This window comes from Pedobacter heparinus DSM 2366 (assembly GCF_000023825.1).
Classification (GTDB): domain Bacteria; phylum Bacteroidota; class Bacteroidia; order Sphingobacteriales; family Sphingobacteriaceae; genus Pedobacter; species Pedobacter heparinus.
Map to the genome: position 1 here is coordinate 867655 of NC_013061.1, position 17149 is coordinate 884803.

Genomic DNA, 17149 nt, shown 5'->3' on the forward strand with positions numbered 1-17149 from the left:
TTAACTCTCTTTTGCCCAGTTGAACCTGTCGGACGGTGAATATTTCCAGGGTGCCCCATTGTTTTCTATATTGCCGAGCATGGTATTGATGCTGGCGGGCGATTGGGATTCTTCCATCACCGCATACCTTCTCAGTTCGGTGATGATGGACAGTGGGTCTATATTGATAGGGCAGGCCTGTGTACAGGCGTTGCAACTGGTACAGGCCCAGATCTCTTCACGGGTAATGTAAGTATCGATCAGCGATTTGCCATCCTCAAGTCCATTCTTTCCAACTTCTTCCATTCTGTCGCGGGTATCCATCATGATCTTTCGGGGTGAAAGCAGTTTGCCGGTGATGTTTGCAGGGCAAACAGAGGTACACCTTCCGCATTCGGTGCAGGTATAGGCATTCATCAGGTTAACCCAGGTCAGGTCGTTTACATCTTTAGCACCAAAGCGGCCCGGAGCAGCCTCTGGCGGTGTAAATGATGGGTCCAGCATAGCCTTTACCTCATTGGTTACACTTTCCATATTTGTAAATTCACCTTTAGGTTCCAGGTTGGAGAAATAAGTGTTTGGAAAAGCAAAGATGATGTGGAAGTGTTTGGAATAGGGCAGATAGTTTAAAAAGGCAAATATGCCAATAATGTGGAACCACCAGCAGCCCCTTTCTATAGCAATTAAGCCTGCCGCCGTATCGGGTAAAAGGTTTTGCAGGAACTGGCTTACCGGAAATGCACCAGCGGCCGTATAATGTCCAAGGCCCATAGCCTGTAATTTTGCGTCAGCTGCATTCATGGTTAAAAAGGCGGTCATGAGTAGGATTTCTGTGATCAGGATGTAATTGGCATCCGATCTGGGCCAGCTTTTCATTTCTACACCACTGAACCTTTTTAATTTAAGGACGTTTCTGCGGATTAAAAAGATGGCGCAGGCCAGCCATACGCCAAGGGCCAGGAATTCAAATGAACCGATGAGTATATTGTATAGGGTGCCCAGGCCACCAAATATGCGGTGGGTGCCAAAAATACCATCTATCATAATTTCCAGTACCTCGATATTAATGATGACAAAGCCAGCATAGACAATGAGGTGCAGGAAGGCCGGGATAGGCCGGAAAAACATTTTTGTTTGCCCAAATGCTACTTTGAGCATGGTCATCATTCTTTTTTGTGGCTGATCGGAGCGATTGGCAGCTCTTCCAAGCCGGATGTTACGGATAACTTTTTTTAAGTTATAACTGAACAAGGCGATGGCAGCCAATGTAATGACAATAAACAGGATTTGTGACACCATTTGAAATATCTTTTATTGTGTGGCTAAGTTAAAATATTTAGCCCAAAACAAATTATTATGCATGCATAAAACTGTAAAATTTAGAAGGGATTTAAATAAAAAGGGTTTATTTTAAATTATTTTGAAAAAAGATTTTGATGTTCAAAAAAAGACACTACATTTGCACTCCCAACCGAGGGGAACATGGTAAAACATGTGGAATAAATAAGATGGTACGGTAGCTCAGTCGGTAGAGCAATGGACTGAAAATCCATGTGTCGCCGGTTCGATCCCGGCCCATACCACACTTAGATAAAAAGGCCTTTATTCGAAAGATAAAGGCCTTTTTTGCGTTTAACACGCTATATTTGTTCGAACTCCACGTGCGTCTATTCAGACTTATTTTACGAGTTAAATTGCTATATTTAGCCGTTTATATCATCCCAGCTATGACAGAAAATCGAGGAAGACCTAAGCAGGTTTCAACAAGCCCAGTTCTTTTTTTATCCTGCATATTAATATTCCTTTCCGGCTGCGCATCGCTTCAGCAGGCCTCTACCACAGGAATTAAGAACATATCAAGCCTGAATGCCTTCGACGGCATCTATGAGAATCTGTCCATCAAGAAAAGCGAGTCGGAATTCTCTTCGCTATGGAACCAGCTCAACCTAAGCGGGAAATCCGATACCCTTGATTTCAGCAAGGCAAGAATAGGGCTCAAGGCCGTAGGGAAAGACCAAATCAGGGCTACCTGGGTGGAGGGCGGCATCGAAAAAAAGAGTGTCGTTCTGAAAGGGAAGCTCAGGGACAATTATTTCGTGTCGCGGCATAAGCGCACCGTCATACCCATACCGCTGATATACGGACAGCTAAAAAATAACCAGTTCCAGCTGTGGCTGGACAAGGACAATCAGCTCCATGCCGACAGGCTGCAGAACAGGTGGGGATGGGTATTCGTGTTCCTTGCCAGCAACGACAATACGAGTAGCCATGAATATAAAAGGAAATCCGAGTAGGGACCATTGACCAAGATAAAATGGACAAGATTATCAGAAAGCTTATGATGGCAGCGGCCTGTCTGCTGTTGGCAGCATCGGCGGATGGACAAGAATATAGAAACGATACGCTGAGATTCGATATGGATCTCGACCGAAGATTGGATACTGTAATTTTTGACAAGGCCAAGGGCATAATCGTATGTAAGCTATCAACCCAGGCATTCAGGGAAATCAAAAGCATGAAGCTGATTTTTGACGGGCGGCAGTCGGGTATCGAAAAAAAAGGAAATGGGTTTACCTACACTGTTCCGCATATGCGGGCGGGCTACCACTGCGATTTTGCGTACAGCAAGGCGCTTAAGAAAGTACAGATCATCGGAATGAACCGGTACGAATTTGGCCCGGCCAATAATGACGGGAGCGGAGAATCAAGCGTCAATCTGCTGACGGACAGCTATTCTGGAATATGGAATTATTATGACATGGAAAACAGCAGGCTGGTTGAAATGCCGACAATAAAAAGAAAAATGGTGTTACCCAAGACTTATCTGGAAACTTTTGACGACAAGATCATCAACCAGTACATCAGCCGGTGCGTAAAGCTTTTCGAAAAGGAAAAAGCAGATCGGATAGGACAACGCAAGACAGCAAACTTTAAGCATTCTTTTTCAGATGCATCGGGCAAAAACATGGTATCGGTAAAAGTATATAATCCCTGCGATCTGGCAGCACCGCCCTGGGATGCCGATAAAAATTTTATAGAAGCCAGCCTTGTCAACAGAAAAAATACCCTGGCGGTAAGATACGATAATCCTGCGCCGGAAATGAGCCTGATATTTTACGACCACAAGGAAATATCCGTTCAAACCATAAACGGCATCAATGCCGTCTTTATCCCATTTTATTACTGCGGAAACAGCGAGGACCATGACAAGGCAGTTTCTTACCTGATTTTTTACAATGGCAGATCCTATGCCCGTCACTTGGCCTATGCATGCACGAAAACGGGATGCAAACTGCAGCAGGAACAAAAAACAATAAAGGGACTGCCTGTCGCGTTAAGCAAGCATTTGATCAAATATTCAAACTCCAGGCACAAAAACAAAAGAAGCTTTCACCAGGACTGAGCCGAAAGTAACCCTAATTGTGTCCGGTTTTATCGTCGGCTGGGTCCAGCCTTCCCAGATAATAGGTGTACTTCCTTGTCCTGTTCTGGCCCGCAATTTCTACGGTATATGCTTTTACGATAAAGGAGCTGCTGCCAGCCCACCTGATATTCTCGACGCCCCAGTCTTTAGTCTGGAAGCTCATCAGCTCCGAAATGTGGCCTTTCGTGTGGCTGTCTTTGGCATCCACTGCAAGAACGCCTATAAAGGAACTGTTTCGTTCATAAATTGGATTATAATAGTAGGCGAGGAACCGCCCATCTGGCGAGGGTATCGGTACCTCCACTGCATCATCCCCGATGGAAACGATGGAGTAGCGGTCAGCAGTAATGCTGTCTATGAGTACCAGATCGCTGAACCCGATGTGTTCGGAAACACTGTGGCTGAAAAGCGCATGCATCTTTAGCAGCGGAAAATACCCCGCATATTTCCAGCCGCGGAACCCGTCGCCCTGTCCCGGTGAACCGTTGTATTTCTTGAGCCTAAGCCTGCCTTTGCCGCTGGGAATAGCAAGCATGCCCTTATCCATCGCAATAGCCTTAGGAATGAGCTGTCCTTGCTGGGGAAGCCTATCAAAGCTTTCCTTCGATGTCACCTCAAAGCGTATCTTGGGCAGGCTGTCATAGCGGCCGGCATAGCCTACCTTTATTTCGCGGCTTCCCTGACCGTAAGCGGTACCTATAGACAAGAGAAAAATGAAGATCAGTCTCATGTTATTTTTTCTTTGGTTTGACGATATAATAAGTTTTCTCATCCAGCCTGAGGAGTGCAAAATCCAGGCCCTTGGCAGGGTAATAATCTACTGGGCGCGCCCCGCATCCGCCATCGGCATTCTGAGCGTACAGGTTGTCAATCCTGAACCTCGCCGTATCGCCATGATGAAAAATCTGGAAGTAGCCCGTACCGTTCCACTGTATCTTCGAACCGCTCCCGCATTCCAGCCTGGCGGTCTTATGGAAGTGCTCCAGCCTGATCGCGGCCATGTCTTTCTGCAGTTCAGCTATCTTATTTTTGCTGTCTTGTCTGCTTTCCTGCACCAGCGTCTTTGCGCCGTCGAATACCCAGAAATATGCGTTCTTGGAATTCGCCGGCCTGATAAGCCCCTTGTCGAATATCAGGCTTCCACTACCGACAGTCAGCTCTTCCGCATCCAGACTGTCTGCGATCTTGCCCTGTCTGTCGATTTTGAAGACCTTGAAAAGCGGGGCATTCTTATTTGAACTGGCGTAGTGCAGGCTAATAATGAACTCGCCTCTTTCCTCGAGGTAATAGGGCTGCGAGGCGGTATAGTCTGGACCGGCATCCAGCAGGAGCGATATTTCCAGACCCTGATACTGAACGTCCTCGCCGAGGCTTTTATAGGCAGTATATTTCGGATCAAGCGCGGGCTGGCTTATTTTTTTCGCCCAATAGAAGCCCGCAACGCTCAGTACGAATGCCCCTGCCATAGAAAGCGCAAACAGTAGGTTGGCATTGAAAAGAGACCTGGCCGCTGGGATATCCTTCGGAAGCGAAAAATATAAACCGCCTCCTATGATGACTGATACAACAGCGATATACAGCAGGTGCGACTGAAAAAAGCCTTTCAGGATGGCCGAATATCCGGGGAAGTCTGCGAACGCAGGGATGGAAGAGGTTCCGTATGCCAACCAGAAGAGCAGCAGGATGCACAGGAATGGAAGCAATACCATAGAGACTGCGTTCGGATAAATCAGCCCGGAAATGGCCATATGGGCAACGAGCCTTACCATTAGCGTGCATAGGACAAGCGCCGCGCCGCATAAAAGCCAGAATACGATTGCGCTGCCCATGCTCAGGAAGGAACCGCCCTTGCCGGAGTAATAGAAATAGGTGAACAGGAGAATAGCTGCCGCAAGCAGGGCTGACTTGATATTCATGCTGAGATTGTCCATACACAGGAGTTTATTTGGCAACAGGGTGCTTTTTTAGTTTAAAATGGCTGCACGCGTACAGGCCAGTCTGTATGCTAAGTTAAGGATCAGATTGTGATTTTAGCTATCGCCTTCGTATTTAATGGGAATACACCCATGTATGTGCCATCGTTTTTTTTAATGGGGGATTTTTTCAAAGATCATACAACATGTAAGTTCAGGTCTATATCGCAGAATTGTTAAGGGCCTTAAAGGCTGAGATGTACTTGTCTATATAAAACTGTTTACTGGCCGTTTTATATTGCATGATAAATCTTGGATGTTCCAGTGCTACAATCCTTTTAAAGAATTTGTATTGGGCATTAACCTTCATCAGGAACTTCTCGTTTTTGCCGGTACCTAAGCAAAAGCAGGTATCGGTTGTGATACCGAGTGTTAGCTGCTTGCGGATATTTTCAATGATAAATTCATAAACTGCTTTTTCCAGCGCTTTGCTATCGTAATAATTATAGTTTTTTTCTTTCCCGTTTGCGGCAATAGAAGTAAAGCCAAGGGGGCAGGGTGAACTGATGTAAAACTGTTTGTAAAAAGCTTCAGCGCCACCAAAAGCATTGATCATTTCATAGATAAATACTGAGGAAGGTTCGTGTGATAATTTGCCGGAATAGGGGATGTTACATTCCGTGATCAATCGTTTTGGGTCGGTAAAAGGAATTCCGGTCAGTCCCGAGCCAAACCGGCCAGGGTTGATGCCTAAAATGAGGTATCTGGACTGATTGTCGTTGTAGTATTTATGATAAAAGGCTTCTACAATGTGCATCGTTTGCTCATGTTCCTTAAATGGGTTCATGATACGTATGCCGGGAGGTAATGTGCTGCCGGTATAGGACAGGTCTTTATTGAACTGGATAACTTTGTCTGCAAAGGTCATCATTATGTCTTACTCTTTTCGGCTTTCAACGGTATATACAAAACTATCGGCCTTATAATAGCCCAGGTTGTATTCTATAGGCTTATCGCTCTGGTCAAACACAAACCTTTTACGGAAAAGAATGGGGCTGTCGGGCTCTATTTCCAGTTTGGCAGCAATAAATTTGTCGGCCGCTTTTGCGCTGATCTCTTCTTTGGACAATTGGGCAATTACATGGTGATCTGCTTCCAAGATTTCGTATAAAGGTCTTCTGAACTCCTCCTCGCCTGTTAAGCCGATCCGCGGATGAAAATATGAAACAAAATAAACAAAGGGCCCTTCCATCCGGCCTCTTAGCCTTTCCAGTTTAAGGATTTTCTGGTCTGTCGAAATTTCGAAGAAGGCAGCGATTTTATCATCCGGATAAACCCAGCTGACATGCAGTTCGAAGTTCTTGATGGCAATACCTCTGGCCTGCATTTCCTGGGAGAAGCTTAGCCAGTTGTTGGATTTGGAGCTTACCGGCATATCGGCAACTTTGGTGCCGACACCTTTTTTTCTGATCAGGAGTCCTTCATATACCAGTTTATTTAGGGCTTGCCTTAAAGTAGTCCTGGAAATACCTAGCTGCCTGGCCAGTTCAACCTCATTGGGCAGTAACTTACCATCCTTAAACTGAGGGTCGTTGATCAGTTTGCGTACAAGTTCTTCTGCCTGCAGATGTAAAGGAACCTGACTTTTGTGATTGATTGTAAGTTTCATATTAAAATGTTCATCAAAATCTATGCAATAATATTAAAAATATATGCAAGTACATATTATATTTATATGTGTGTACATATTATTGTTTTTAATGGTTTTTATTTTTTGTTACTGAATTTATAGAATTATTTATTTAATGCTTTATAGAAGTGTTTTTTCAGCTTTAAATTGGTAATTGATTAATAAATAGATAGTAGCAGGTGTTTTGTTTAATGGAAATTGTTGTAAAGAATATTTGTTTTTATAAAATATTATAATTAACTATGTATGTACAAACCAAATATAAACTTTAGCCTGTTAACCAAATTCTTTACTTAATCTCCACGATGATGTGTATTAGATTTATAAACGAGCATGAACGGAAAATCCTGTTTTCTTTTTTTCTGCTCCTTAATTATGCCTTTCCGGCCTTCTCCCAGTCTGCCATTACCGTGCAGGGTAAAATTACAGGTGCCAAAGGGGAGGCCCTTTCTCAGGTCACTGTTGTTGTAAAGGGAACAAAGGCCAGTACCAGTACAAACCCTGATGGCAATTATGCCATCCAGGTGCCTGGCAACAATGCAGTTCTCGTATTCAGTTCAATGGGCTTTTTGAAACAGGAGATTCCGGTAAACGGCCGGAAACTGATCAATATTGAACTGATGCAGGATGTTAAAGCGCTGGAAGATGTGGTGGTGATCGGTTATGGTATAGCCCGGAAAAGCGATCTTACCGGTTCCGTATCTTCTATAAAAGCTGAAGACCTTAAAAAAACACAGGTAACTTCCTTTGATCAGGCCCTGCAGGGGCGTGCTGCAGGGGTGCAGGTAACCCAGATTTCGGGTAAGCCAGGTGCTGAAACTTCCATCAGGATACGGGGCACCAGTTCTATCAATGCCGGAAATGAACCTTTATATGTAATTGACGGGATGCTGGTGAGCAGCGATGGTGCAGATATGAGTACCGGTGCAACCCGGGGCCCCAGGATCAGTCCGCTGTCCTCCATCAATCCCAGTGATATCGAATCCATAGAAATATTGAAAGATGCTTCTGCAACGGCGATATATGGTTCAAGAGGTGCGAACGGTGTAGTGCTGATCACGACTAAAAGGGGCCGTACTGGTGCCGGCATTGTCACTTTTGAAAGCTATTATGGCATTCAGGAAATCTCTCACAAAGTAGAGGTGCTGGATGCCGAACAATTTGCCAACCTGGTGAACGAAGCAAAGCTGAATTCCAACGCAACGCCCATATATGTAAATCCTAAAAACCTGGGCAAGGGAACCGACTGGCAGGATGAGCTGCTACGTACAGCACCTATGGCCAGCTATCAGCTGTCGTTTTCAGGGGGCGATGAAAAAACAAAATATGCGGTATCTGGTGGTTACTTTACACAGAAGGGTATCATTTTAAATTCTGATTTTAAAAGATATGCATTCCGGGCCAATATGGACCGTGAGGTGAGTAGCAGACTGACCATTGGCAACAGTTTAAGTTTCTCAAGAATAGCTTCAACAGGGGTGCTGACCAATTCAGGAACCATTGTTCCGGGGGTAACCAGCGCTGCGCTTTTGTTCAATCCGGTATTGCCTGTTTATGATGCCTCGGTGGCAGGTGGTTATACCTTCGAGAACGACAGGGGTAAAACACTTGGCAATCCTATTGCAGAAGCTAAAGAATACAATTCTTACAGTACCATAGCGCGGTTGCTGGGTAATGTATACGCCAAATACAAGATTGTTGAGGGACTCGATTTTAAGACCAGCTTTGGTATAGATCAGTTTACTTCCAAGGAAAATGCTTTCGGACCAAACTTCCTGAAAAGAACACAGGCCAGTAAAGGTGAAGCTTCTGTTGGTGATATCTCTGGGTTAACCTGGCTAAATGAAAATACACTTACCTATCACAAGACGATTAAGGAAGATCATGTATTTGATATTCTGGGCGGTTTTACCATGCAGCGTTTCAATAACGAAAGCCTGTTTGCCTATGCGTTTGATTTCCCTGATAACCTGACGGGCTATCATAATCTGGGTACTGCCCTGAACCCGCAGAAGACAACCAATAATGAATCTCAATGGAGTTTGATCTCTTACCTGGGCAGGATCAATTACAGCCTGAAAAACAAATACCTGTTTACAGCAACAGGTCGGATAGATGGTTCTTCCAAATTTGCGGAAGGAAAAAAATATGGTTTCTTCCCATCGGGAGCGTTTGCCTGGAAGGTGGTGGAAGAGGACTTTATGAAAACAGTAAAACAGCTCTCTGACCTGAAACTAAGAGTAAGTTACGGACTGATCGGCAACCAGAATATTGCGCCCTATCAGTCGCTCGCCCTGGTGGGCCCTTATGGAGAGGGTGTTTTTAACGGTTCGGAGATCTATACCGGACGTGAGCCGCTTACCTACGTCAATAAAAACCTGAAATGGGAGAGTACACGTCAGTTTGATATAGGGATGGATGTGGCCTTTTTTGACAACCGCATTGCGCTTACTGCCGATTATTACCATAAAAAAACGAATGACCTGTTGCTGTCGTCGCCCATTCCGCTTACTTCCGGCTTTACTTCAACCCTGTTAAATATTGGAAACATCGTAAACAGAGGCTTTGATTTTGACCTGCGTACGGTAAATACTACCGGGGCATTAAAATGGAACAGCTCTGTCAATTTTTCTATCAACAGAAATGAGATAACCAGTCTGGCCAATAAAAATGCTGATATCCTTTCTTCCGGTAGTCTGCTACGTGTAGGGCAGCCCGTAGGTACATTTTACGGATATATCTTTGAAGGCATCTTCCAGTCTGACGCAGAAGCTGCAGGCAGCCCTGTGTTAAAAGGACAGGAAGCCAATTCGGCCAATGTGGCCTCGAGGGCTAAGGCTGGCGACAGAAAATACCGTGACATCAACAAAGACGGGGTGATCGATGAGGGTGACCGGACGATCATCGGCAGTGCGCAGCCTGATTTTACCTGGGGATTTAACAACACGCTTTCCTTTAAAAATATAGATCTGAGTTTCTTTTTTCAAGGTTCTCAGGGCAATAAAATGGCCAATCTCAACTCCTACGACCTGCTGAACTTTAACGGGCAGACCAATGTGCTGAAAGAAGGGGGGCTGAACAGATGGACACCTGAAAACCACAGCAACAAATACCCGAGGGCGGTATCCGAAGGCAGTCTGGACCAGGGCGTATTTTCTACTGCCATTGTGGAAGATGCTTCTTATATCAGGTTAAGAAATGTGACGCTGGCCTATAACCTGCCTAAAAGCTGGGTACAGAAAATAAAACTGAACAACGTAAGGGTGTATGCCAGTGCAACAAATCTCTGGACACATACCAAATACAGTGGCTACGACCCTGAGGCCAATACTTTTGGACAGAACAGCTTTGTAATTGGCTACGACCAGGGCGGTTACCCCATTGCAAAAACATACAGTCTTGGAATTAACGTTGGTTTTTAACCTTAAATACAGCAAAGATGAATTGTTATTTAAACTATACCAGAACAGCAGCCCTGCTTCTTTTAACTGTGCTGATGGTGCCATCCTGTAAAAAGTTTTTAGAGGAAGACCTTAAAAGCCAGGTTTCTGTAGGCAATTTTTATAAAACAGAAGCCGATGCCATTGCCGCAGTAAATGCGGTGTATGCCTATTTAAATTCTACCAGTACAGGTTCAACTGCAGGTGTTTACCATAGCTCTTTCTGGGTTACTGCCGGCCTGGCATCGGATGAGATGCTGAACAATCAGTTGGGTACGCCCGATCTGGACCAGTTGTCTTCCTTTACCAATGGCCCGCAAAACAAAACGCTGCTCGAGATCTGGCAGATGAATTATAAAACCATTACGGTGGCCAATATTGCCATTGAAAGGATCCCGCTGATCAATATGGACCCTACATTAAGGACCAGACTGGTTAATGAGGCTAAATTTTTAAGGGGCCTGATGTACTTTAACCTGGTGCGTTTATTTGGGGATGTGCCGCTGTTAACCAAAGAAGTGGAAACGCTGAAACCTTCGAGAACCGCTGCAGCGACGGTGTATGATCAGGTGATTGCCGACCTTAGTGCTGCTGAAGCTTTACCACTGAGTTATCCTGCGGGCAATGGAAAAGGCCGTGCGACTTCGGGCGCAGCAAAAGCCATTCTTGCTAAAGTTTACCTGACCAGGAAGGTGTATGATAAGGCTGCAGCAAAAGCTTTGGAAGTGATCAATTCCAAACAATATCAGCTTTGGGACGATTATGCTGATGTATTTAAACTGTCGAGCCGCAACGGCAAAGAGGCTATATTTTCTGTAGGGTTTGGTGATGGCGGCGGTGCAATTTCCTTTTGGGAAGTAGGACAGTTCAATGTGCGTTTGTTGCCTGCAGCATTGAGTGAAGAAGGGGTAGAAAATGCCCAGGGCTGGCAAATCCCGACGTTGAACTTATACAGCACTTATGACATCGACGACCGCCGCAGGTCGGTTACGTTTGTAACCGAGATCCACAATAAAAATAGTACCACCAGCCAGATCAGGCCTTATATCCAGAAGTATTGGGACAGGGTTGCAGAACCTAAAGCAAATGGTTCGGCCAATGATTTTCCGGTCATCCGTTATGCCGATGTATTGCTGATCTATGCCGAGGCATCGAGTGAACAGAATGATCCGGGAACGGCGGCACAGTACATCAATATGGTGCGTAAAAGGGCGCGCTTTAATGGTACGGTGTACCTGAATACAGTACCCGATTATGGTAATTTAAGCAAAGAGGCCTTCCGGACAGCGGTCTTAAAAGAAAGAAGGATGGAGTTTGTGGCCGAAGGGCAGCGCTGGTTTGATCTGGCACGTACCGGAACACTTGAAACTTTGGTACCCCTGGCCAAGCCAGGTGTAACGCCAAAAGCAAAAAATTACCTGTTCCCGATTCCACAGCAGGAGCGGGACATCAATGAAAATCTTACCCAGAACTTAGATTTCTAGGCAATGGATCTGTTAAACAATAAATTATAAAAACCGGTTTTGAAAACATCAAACTTTGAAAAATTTCCAGCGTTAACCATTAAAGGGCATGTCTGCATTTCGGGATGGACAGCTATATGCGCGTTCATCACCAGCCATGTGGAACAAAAAAATAAAAGTATCATTGCTATAGATACTTATCAGGGGGTATACGCCAATGAAATAGAAAAACAATTACAAGCGGCGCTGGCTCCGGTTAAGTTACTGCCTGTTGCAAAGACTTTTCTTTCAGCAGAACAAATCAATACAATGGTACAGCCTTTTGTAACTGATGATCCTGTTTTTGGCTATGTGAGTGCATTTACCGTCAAAGACTTTTTAGATCCGCAAAAAGTGCAGGATCTGCAAAACGAACTTTCTGCTGTAACAAATGGTCTTGTTGTAGTCATAGGTCCGGGAGCTTCTTTAATCGCGCCGGATGCGGATCTGTTGATCTATGCTGATATGCCAAGATGGGAAATTCAGCAAAGGTTCAGAGCAAATACAGTTAGTAACTTGGGTATTGAAAATCAAAATGATAAGTTTTCTTATCAATATAAGCGTGCTTTTTTTGTAGACTGGAAGGCATTAGACAGGCATAAAAAAGAAAGCTGGTCTTCTATTGATTATTTTCTGGATACTACTGTCCCTAACCAGCCAAAAATGATCAGCAGTGCTGCAGCAAAGCAGGCATTGGATACGGCTGTAAGTCGGCCGTTCAGGGTGGTCCCGTTTTTTGATCCCGGACCATGGGGCGGCCAGTGGCTTAAAGAGGTTTGCGATCTGGACAGGACCAAATCCAATTATGCCTGGGGCTTCGATTGTGTGCCGGAGGAAAACAGTTTGTTGTTCCGTTTCGAAGATCAGGTGTTTGAAATGCCAGCCATCAATCTGGTATTTATACATCCGGAAGCTTTGCTGGGCGAAAAAGTTTTCGATGCTTTTGGTGATGAATTCCCTATCCGTTTCGATTTCCTGGATACGATGGAGGGTGGAAATCTGAGTTTACAGGTACATCCTTTAAAGGCCTATGCAAAAGAACACTTCGGAATAGCCTATACGCAGGACGAGAGTTATTACTTTATGGAAGCCCGGGATCATGCCTTTGTTTATTTGGGTTTAAAAGAAGGGATCGAACCAGAAAAAATGCTCGAAGGATTGCAGCAGGCCCAGGAAGGTGATCAGCCTTTCGATGCAGAGCGTTTTGTAGAGAAATGGCCGGTTAAAAAACATGACCATATCCTTATTCCGGCAGGTACCGTACATTGCTCGGGTGCTGATAGTGTGGTACTGGAAATCAGTGCCACGCCATTTAATTTTACTTTTAAGCTTTGGGACTGGGGACGTATGGGACTGGATGGTAAGCCAAGGCCGATTTCACTGGAGCATGGCAGGAATGTCATTCAATGGGACAGGACAACCGATTGGGTTAAAGATCATCTGATCAATCAGGTTGTGCCTATTGCAGCAGCTGAGGGCTGGAAGGAAGAAAGGACAGGTTTGCACGAAGGTTTATTTATAGAAACCAGACGCCATTGGTTTACAGGAACAGTGCCGCACAATACCAATGGGATTGTGAACGTACTGAACCTGATTGAGGGTGATGCTGCGCTTGTAGAAAGTCCGACTGCAGCTTTTGAACCATATATCGTACATTATGCTGAAACCTTTATTGTGCCGGCCGCGGTAGGCGCTTATACCATCAGACCATATGTTTCCGGTAAACCTTGTGCAACCATCAAGGCTTATGTGCGGACAGAAAATTTAATGAATTACAAACTTTAAACACATCCAGGTGGAAAAACAAGGAAATATGAGTTATGTATATAAGATCACGATTGTTGCGGCAGTAGGTGGCTTATTGTTTGGTTACGATACGGCAGTTGTGGCCGGAGCCATTGGTTTTATCCAGCAGCGGTTCGACCTTTCGCCGGCTATGATGGGCTGGATCGCCTCCTGTGCCCTGGTAGGCTGCATTACAGGAGCAATGTTTGCGGGGTACCTGAGCGACCGCTTTGGCCGTAAAAAGATCCTCATCCTTTCCGCCATCCTTTTTGCGGTATCATCTGTAGGTACTGCGATGCCGCATGAACTCAGTTGGTTTGTGGTATTCAGAATTTTAGGCGGACTGGGTATCGGCATTGCATCTATGATCTCGCCCATGTACATCACAGAATGTGCACCGGCAGCTATCCGTGGCCGCCTGGTTTCCATTAACCAGTTTGGCATTGTAACGGGTATCCTGCTCATTTATTTTGTAAATGCGGGCATTGCCGGCTTGTATGACGAAGCCTGGAACATCCATACCGGCTGGCGCTGGATGTTTGGCTCGGGCATCATACCTTCAGTGGTTTTCTTTATCCTGCTTATGTTTGTACCTGAAAGTCCGAGGTGGCTGATACAGGCGGGGAAAGCTAAAGAAGCAGAAGAGATCCTGACTAAAATTAATGGGGCAGCAAAGGCTAAAACAGAATTAGCTGAAATTGAAGCGGCTATCCATACCGAAACGGGTACCTTCGCCGAACTCTTTAAACCGGGATTAAGAACCGCACTGATCATCGGTATTATCCTTTCTATCGTATCACAGGTTACCGGCATCAACGCCATCATGTATTATGCACCCGAAATTTTTAAATCTACCGGCGATGGATCTGGTTCAGCCTTATTGCAGACTATACTGGTTGGGGTGGTCAACCTGTTGTTTACCATAGTGGCTATTAAATATGTAGACCGCGCCGGTCGTAAAGGCCTGCTCATGGCCGGCTCAGCAGGCATGGCCATTTGTCTGGCCATTATCGGCATGGCATTTCATATGGATGCCGTTAAAGGATACCTGGTATTGGTAGCTATCCTGGCCTATATTGCCTGTTTTGCCTTGTCATTAGGGCCTTTGACCTTTGTGGTTATAGCCGAGATCTTTCCAAACCGGGTGCGTGGCCGGGCCATGTCCATCTGTCTTTTCTTTCTCTGGGCCTCCGTTTATTTCGTATCCCAGTTTTTCCCCATGTTGTTAAAATCTATCGGCAGCGCTTATACTTTCTGGATCTTTATGGGCACTTCTATCGTCGCTTTTCTGTTTGTATGGAAGCTTGTTCCGGAAACCAAAGGGAAAAGTCTGGAAGAAATTGAAAAATCATGGCACAAAACCGGTACTGTTTAATTATAAACAATAAAAAAAATTGAAGATGAAAAGAGCTTATTATTTGATTACTGCCCTTGCACTATTTGCAACTGTTGTTTTTAATTCCTGTAAAAAGGATGCTGAACCAGACCCAAACCAACCTAAAATTACCCTGTCTTCCGAGAAATTTTTAGGAAAATCAGGTCAGGAGCTTGAGGTAACTGTTAATGTAACGTCACCCAATGGCTTATCGGCCCTTTTGATTACCAAGGGGGTAAACCTGAAACCCGATAATACCTTTGGAACTGCTGGTGTATTGAAAGTTGCCGGTACTGGCAGTACGTTAACATACATCTTTAAATATACACTGCAGCCCGAAGAAGTAGATAAGCTGGTTGGTTTTAACTTCAGGGTCGAAGACAGCAAAGGACTGGCCTCAGAGAAAGACTTTACATTGAATACCACTGTTTCGGCCGCCCAGCTTTTGTACAGTTACAAATGGAACCTGAAATCCAAGATGTGGCAGAAAAATCCCCCCATAGAAAATATCACGGATTGTGAAAAAGACGATGCTTTTCTTTTTAACCGCGATAGAACGATGTCTGTAAATTATGGTACATCTGCCTGTACTTTTGATGGATTTAATGTCTATGACGGCTGGAGCTTATCTGATGATGAGAAAGAACTGACCATTACTTATCATGCGTTGTTTAATCCGGCACAAATAACAAATGATAAATACAAGGTAATTTCTTTAACCAAAGAAAAACTGGTGATGAGCATCACATATGACCTTACAGCATTTGGTGAAACCGACCATGAACTTTTTGTTTTTACCTATGAATCCAGTGGTCGTTAATGTTAAATTTATTGGTGATGAGGCATAGCATTTTAAAAAATAGCAGACTGGGACTTATAGCAATACTTGTGTTTTGTGCGGGTATTGCGGGCAAAGCACAGCAAAAGCAGCACGAGCTTACACAGGTTAAGTTCAGTGTAGAAGAGGCGCCCGAATGGAGCAACATTTTTAAGCGACAGCTGGGCTGGTTTGGGGGAGATGGAATTTTTGCCATTCCGGCAAACGGGAACGATAAAGCCGTAGGCGGTGAAATTACGCTATTGTTTAGCGATACTATGGTGGGCGAAATTAAAGCAGACCAACTGAAACCCGGTTTTGTGATGACTCATAATTCTGTGGCCACTTTTAGAAAGGGCACCGTACCTAAGGGAAGTATTAAATTTCATATCGATAAAAAAGCAGACGGCAAACCGGAATCGCTTTTTATCCCTAAAACAGCACGTACCAAAGCGGGTGATTATTACTGGCTGGGCGATGGTTTTGTAAATCAGGAACTAAAGGGACAGACCTATATTTTTGGGTATCGGATCAGGGATATTAAAGGAAAGACCCCTTTTGGTTTTGAGCATGTGGGTACTACCCTTATTGTATTGCCTAAAGGCAGTAAACCACCTTATAAAGACCAGCGGCAATTGGATGTTCCTTTATTTGTTGCGGCTAAAGACGGTGGAGAGCCAACTGCTTATGGCAGCGGTATATTTGTAAATACTGCAAAAGCTGGCGCTAAAAACCCCGATGGTTATGTATATGTATACGGGGTTAAGGGACCAGGTAAAAGCCTGATCGTTTCCAGAGTACTGCCAAAAGATTTTGAGGATTTTAAGAAATGGCGTTTTTGGGACGGAAAACAGTGGAATCCGGATATCCAGGCCTCTAAAGGGGTTACCGACAGGGTGTCGAACGAGCTGAGTGTAAGCGAAATCCCTGATGGGCGCTATGCCCTGGTTTTCCAGGTAGATGGGATCAGCTCAGTGATCGGCATGCGCCTGGGTAGCAGTCCGGCGGGGCCTTTTGGCCCCATCATCAATTTATACGATAGCAAGGCTGATCTGCTTGCACCCAAAATATTCTCCTATAATGCGAAGGCACATCCCAGCTTATCCAAACCCGGTGAACTGCTGATCAGCTATAATGTCAATTCCTTTGATTTTGATAAGGACATCCTGCTGTACCCTAACCTTTACCGACCAAGATTCATCAACGTTAAATTTAAACCTTAAA

The 17149-nt window shown here is 44.8% G+C and carries 13 protein-coding genes and 1 tRNA gene; 9 read left to right on the plus strand and 5 right to left on the minus strand.

All coding sequences use genetic code 11. The features are described from left to right. Positions 1-1278, minus strand: a complete 1278-nt coding sequence (locus tag PHEP_RS03735) for a 4Fe-4S dicluster domain-containing protein (protein ID WP_012780915.1) — start codon at positions 1276-1278, stop codon at positions 1-3. A gap of 211 nt (positions 1279-1489) precedes the next feature. Between PHEP_RS03735 and PHEP_RS03740 the strand changes: the two genes are divergently transcribed. The 3 genes from PHEP_RS03740 to PHEP_RS03750 all read left to right on the plus strand — a co-directional run bounded on the left by PHEP_RS03740 (position 1490) and on the right by PHEP_RS03750 (position 3382). Further along, positions 1490-1562 (plus strand) — tRNA-Phe (locus PHEP_RS03740). A gap of 144 nt (positions 1563-1706) precedes the next feature. Beyond that, on the plus strand, positions 1707-2273 hold the full coding sequence (locus PHEP_RS03745) for a hypothetical protein (protein WP_012780916.1): 567 nt from the start codon (positions 1707-1709) through the stop codon (positions 2271-2273). Between the two features lie 20 nt (positions 2274-2293). Beyond that, positions 2294-3382: a hypothetical protein gene (locus PHEP_RS03750; RefSeq protein WP_012780917.1), complete on the plus strand. Its 1089-nt coding sequence runs from the start codon at positions 2294-2296 to the stop codon at positions 3380-3382. Positions 3383-3395: 13 nt separating this feature from the next. Here PHEP_RS03750 and PHEP_RS03755 read toward each other — a convergent pair whose 3' ends face one another. The 4 genes from PHEP_RS03755 to PHEP_RS03770 form a co-directional block, all read right to left on the minus strand. After that, a complete protein-coding gene (locus PHEP_RS03755; RefSeq protein WP_012780918.1) occupies positions 3396-4133 on the minus strand; it encodes a hypothetical protein in 738 nt (245 codons plus the stop codon). Between the two features lies 1 nt (position 4134). Further along, positions 4135-5334: a hypothetical protein gene (locus PHEP_RS03760; protein WP_012780919.1), complete on the minus strand. Its 1200-nt coding sequence runs from the start codon at positions 5332-5334 to the stop codon at positions 4135-4137. A 202-nt stretch (positions 5335-5536) separates the two neighbouring features. Continuing rightward, positions 5537-6247, minus strand: a complete 711-nt coding sequence (locus tag PHEP_RS03765; protein WP_012780920.1) for an SMUG2 DNA glycosylase family protein — start codon at positions 6245-6247, stop codon at positions 5537-5539. 6 nt (positions 6248-6253) lie between these two features. Then, on the minus strand, positions 6254-6985 hold the full coding sequence (locus PHEP_RS03770) for a GntR family transcriptional regulator (RefSeq protein ID WP_012780921.1): 732 nt from the start codon (positions 6983-6985) through the stop codon (positions 6254-6256). 326 nt (positions 6986-7311) lie between these two features. Here PHEP_RS03770 and PHEP_RS03775 point away from each other — a divergent pair, with 326 nt between their 5' ends. Genes PHEP_RS03775 through PHEP_RS03800 form a run of 6 tightly spaced genes read left to right on the plus strand, consistent with a single transcriptional unit; the run spans position 7312 to position 17148 of the window. Next, entirely contained in the window at positions 7312-10428 is a 3117-nt protein-coding gene (locus tag PHEP_RS03775) for a SusC/RagA family TonB-linked outer membrane protein (protein ID WP_012780922.1), read from the plus strand. Between the two features lie 17 nt (positions 10429-10445). After that, on the plus strand, positions 10446-11930 hold the full coding sequence (locus PHEP_RS03780) for a RagB/SusD family nutrient uptake outer membrane protein (protein WP_012780923.1): 1485 nt from the start codon (positions 10446-10448) through the stop codon (positions 11928-11930). 39 nt (positions 11931-11969) lie between these two features. Then, entirely contained in the window at positions 11970-13733 is a 1764-nt protein-coding gene (locus PHEP_RS03785) for a class I mannose-6-phosphate isomerase (RefSeq protein WP_012780924.1), read from the plus strand. Positions 13734-13743: 10 nt separating this feature from the next. Further along, a complete protein-coding gene (locus PHEP_RS03790; protein ID WP_036675146.1) occupies positions 13744-15108 on the plus strand; it encodes a sugar porter family MFS transporter in 1365 nt (454 codons plus the stop codon). Positions 15109-15133: 25 nt separating this feature from the next. Beyond that, positions 15134-15928 carry a lipocalin family protein gene (locus tag PHEP_RS03795; RefSeq protein ID WP_012780926.1) on the plus strand — a complete coding sequence of 265 codons (795 nt, stop codon included), beginning with the start codon at positions 15134-15136 and terminating at the stop codon, positions 15926-15928. 17 nt (positions 15929-15945) lie between these two features. Further along, a complete protein-coding gene (locus PHEP_RS03800) occupies positions 15946-17148 on the plus strand; it encodes a DUF4185 domain-containing protein (RefSeq protein WP_162141682.1) in 1203 nt (400 codons plus the stop codon). The last annotated feature ends 1 nt before the right edge of the window (position 17149 follow it).

Excerpts from the sequence above, each read along its gene's own strand:
- PHEP_RS03735 (WP_012780915.1), bottom strand. The coding sequence starts at position 1,278 with ATGGTGTCACAAATCCTGTTTATTGTCATTACATTGGCTGCCATCGCC.
- PHEP_RS03745 (WP_012780916.1), top strand. The coding sequence starts at position 1,707 with ATGACAGAAAATCGAGGAAGACCTAAGCAGGTTTCAACAAGCCCAGTT.
- PHEP_RS03750 (WP_012780917.1), top strand. The coding sequence starts at position 2,294 with ATGGACAAGATTATCAGAAAGCTTATGATGGCAGCGGCCTGTCTGCTG.
- PHEP_RS03755 (WP_012780918.1), bottom strand. The coding sequence starts at position 4,133 with ATGAGACTGATCTTCATTTTTCTCTTGTCTATAGGTACCGCTTACGGT.
- PHEP_RS03760 (WP_012780919.1), bottom strand. The coding sequence starts at position 5,334 with ATGGACAATCTCAGCATGAATATCAAGTCAGCCCTGCTTGCGGCAGCT.
- PHEP_RS03765 (WP_012780920.1), bottom strand. The coding sequence starts at position 6,247 with ATGATGACCTTTGCAGACAAAGTTATCCAGTTCAATAAAGACCTGTCC.
- PHEP_RS03770 (WP_012780921.1), bottom strand. The coding sequence starts at position 6,985 with ATGAAACTTACAATCAATCACAAAAGTCAGGTTCCTTTACATCTGCAG.
- PHEP_RS03775 (WP_012780922.1), top strand. The coding sequence starts at position 7,312 with ATGATGTGTATTAGATTTATAAACGAGCATGAACGGAAAATCCTGTTT.
- PHEP_RS03780 (WP_012780923.1), top strand. The coding sequence starts at position 10,446 with ATGAATTGTTATTTAAACTATACCAGAACAGCAGCCCTGCTTCTTTTA.
- PHEP_RS03795 (WP_012780926.1), top strand. The coding sequence starts at position 15,134 with ATGAAAAGAGCTTATTATTTGATTACTGCCCTTGCACTATTTGCAACT.
- PHEP_RS03800 (WP_162141682.1), top strand. The coding sequence starts at position 15,946 with ATGAGGCATAGCATTTTAAAAAATAGCAGACTGGGACTTATAGCAATA.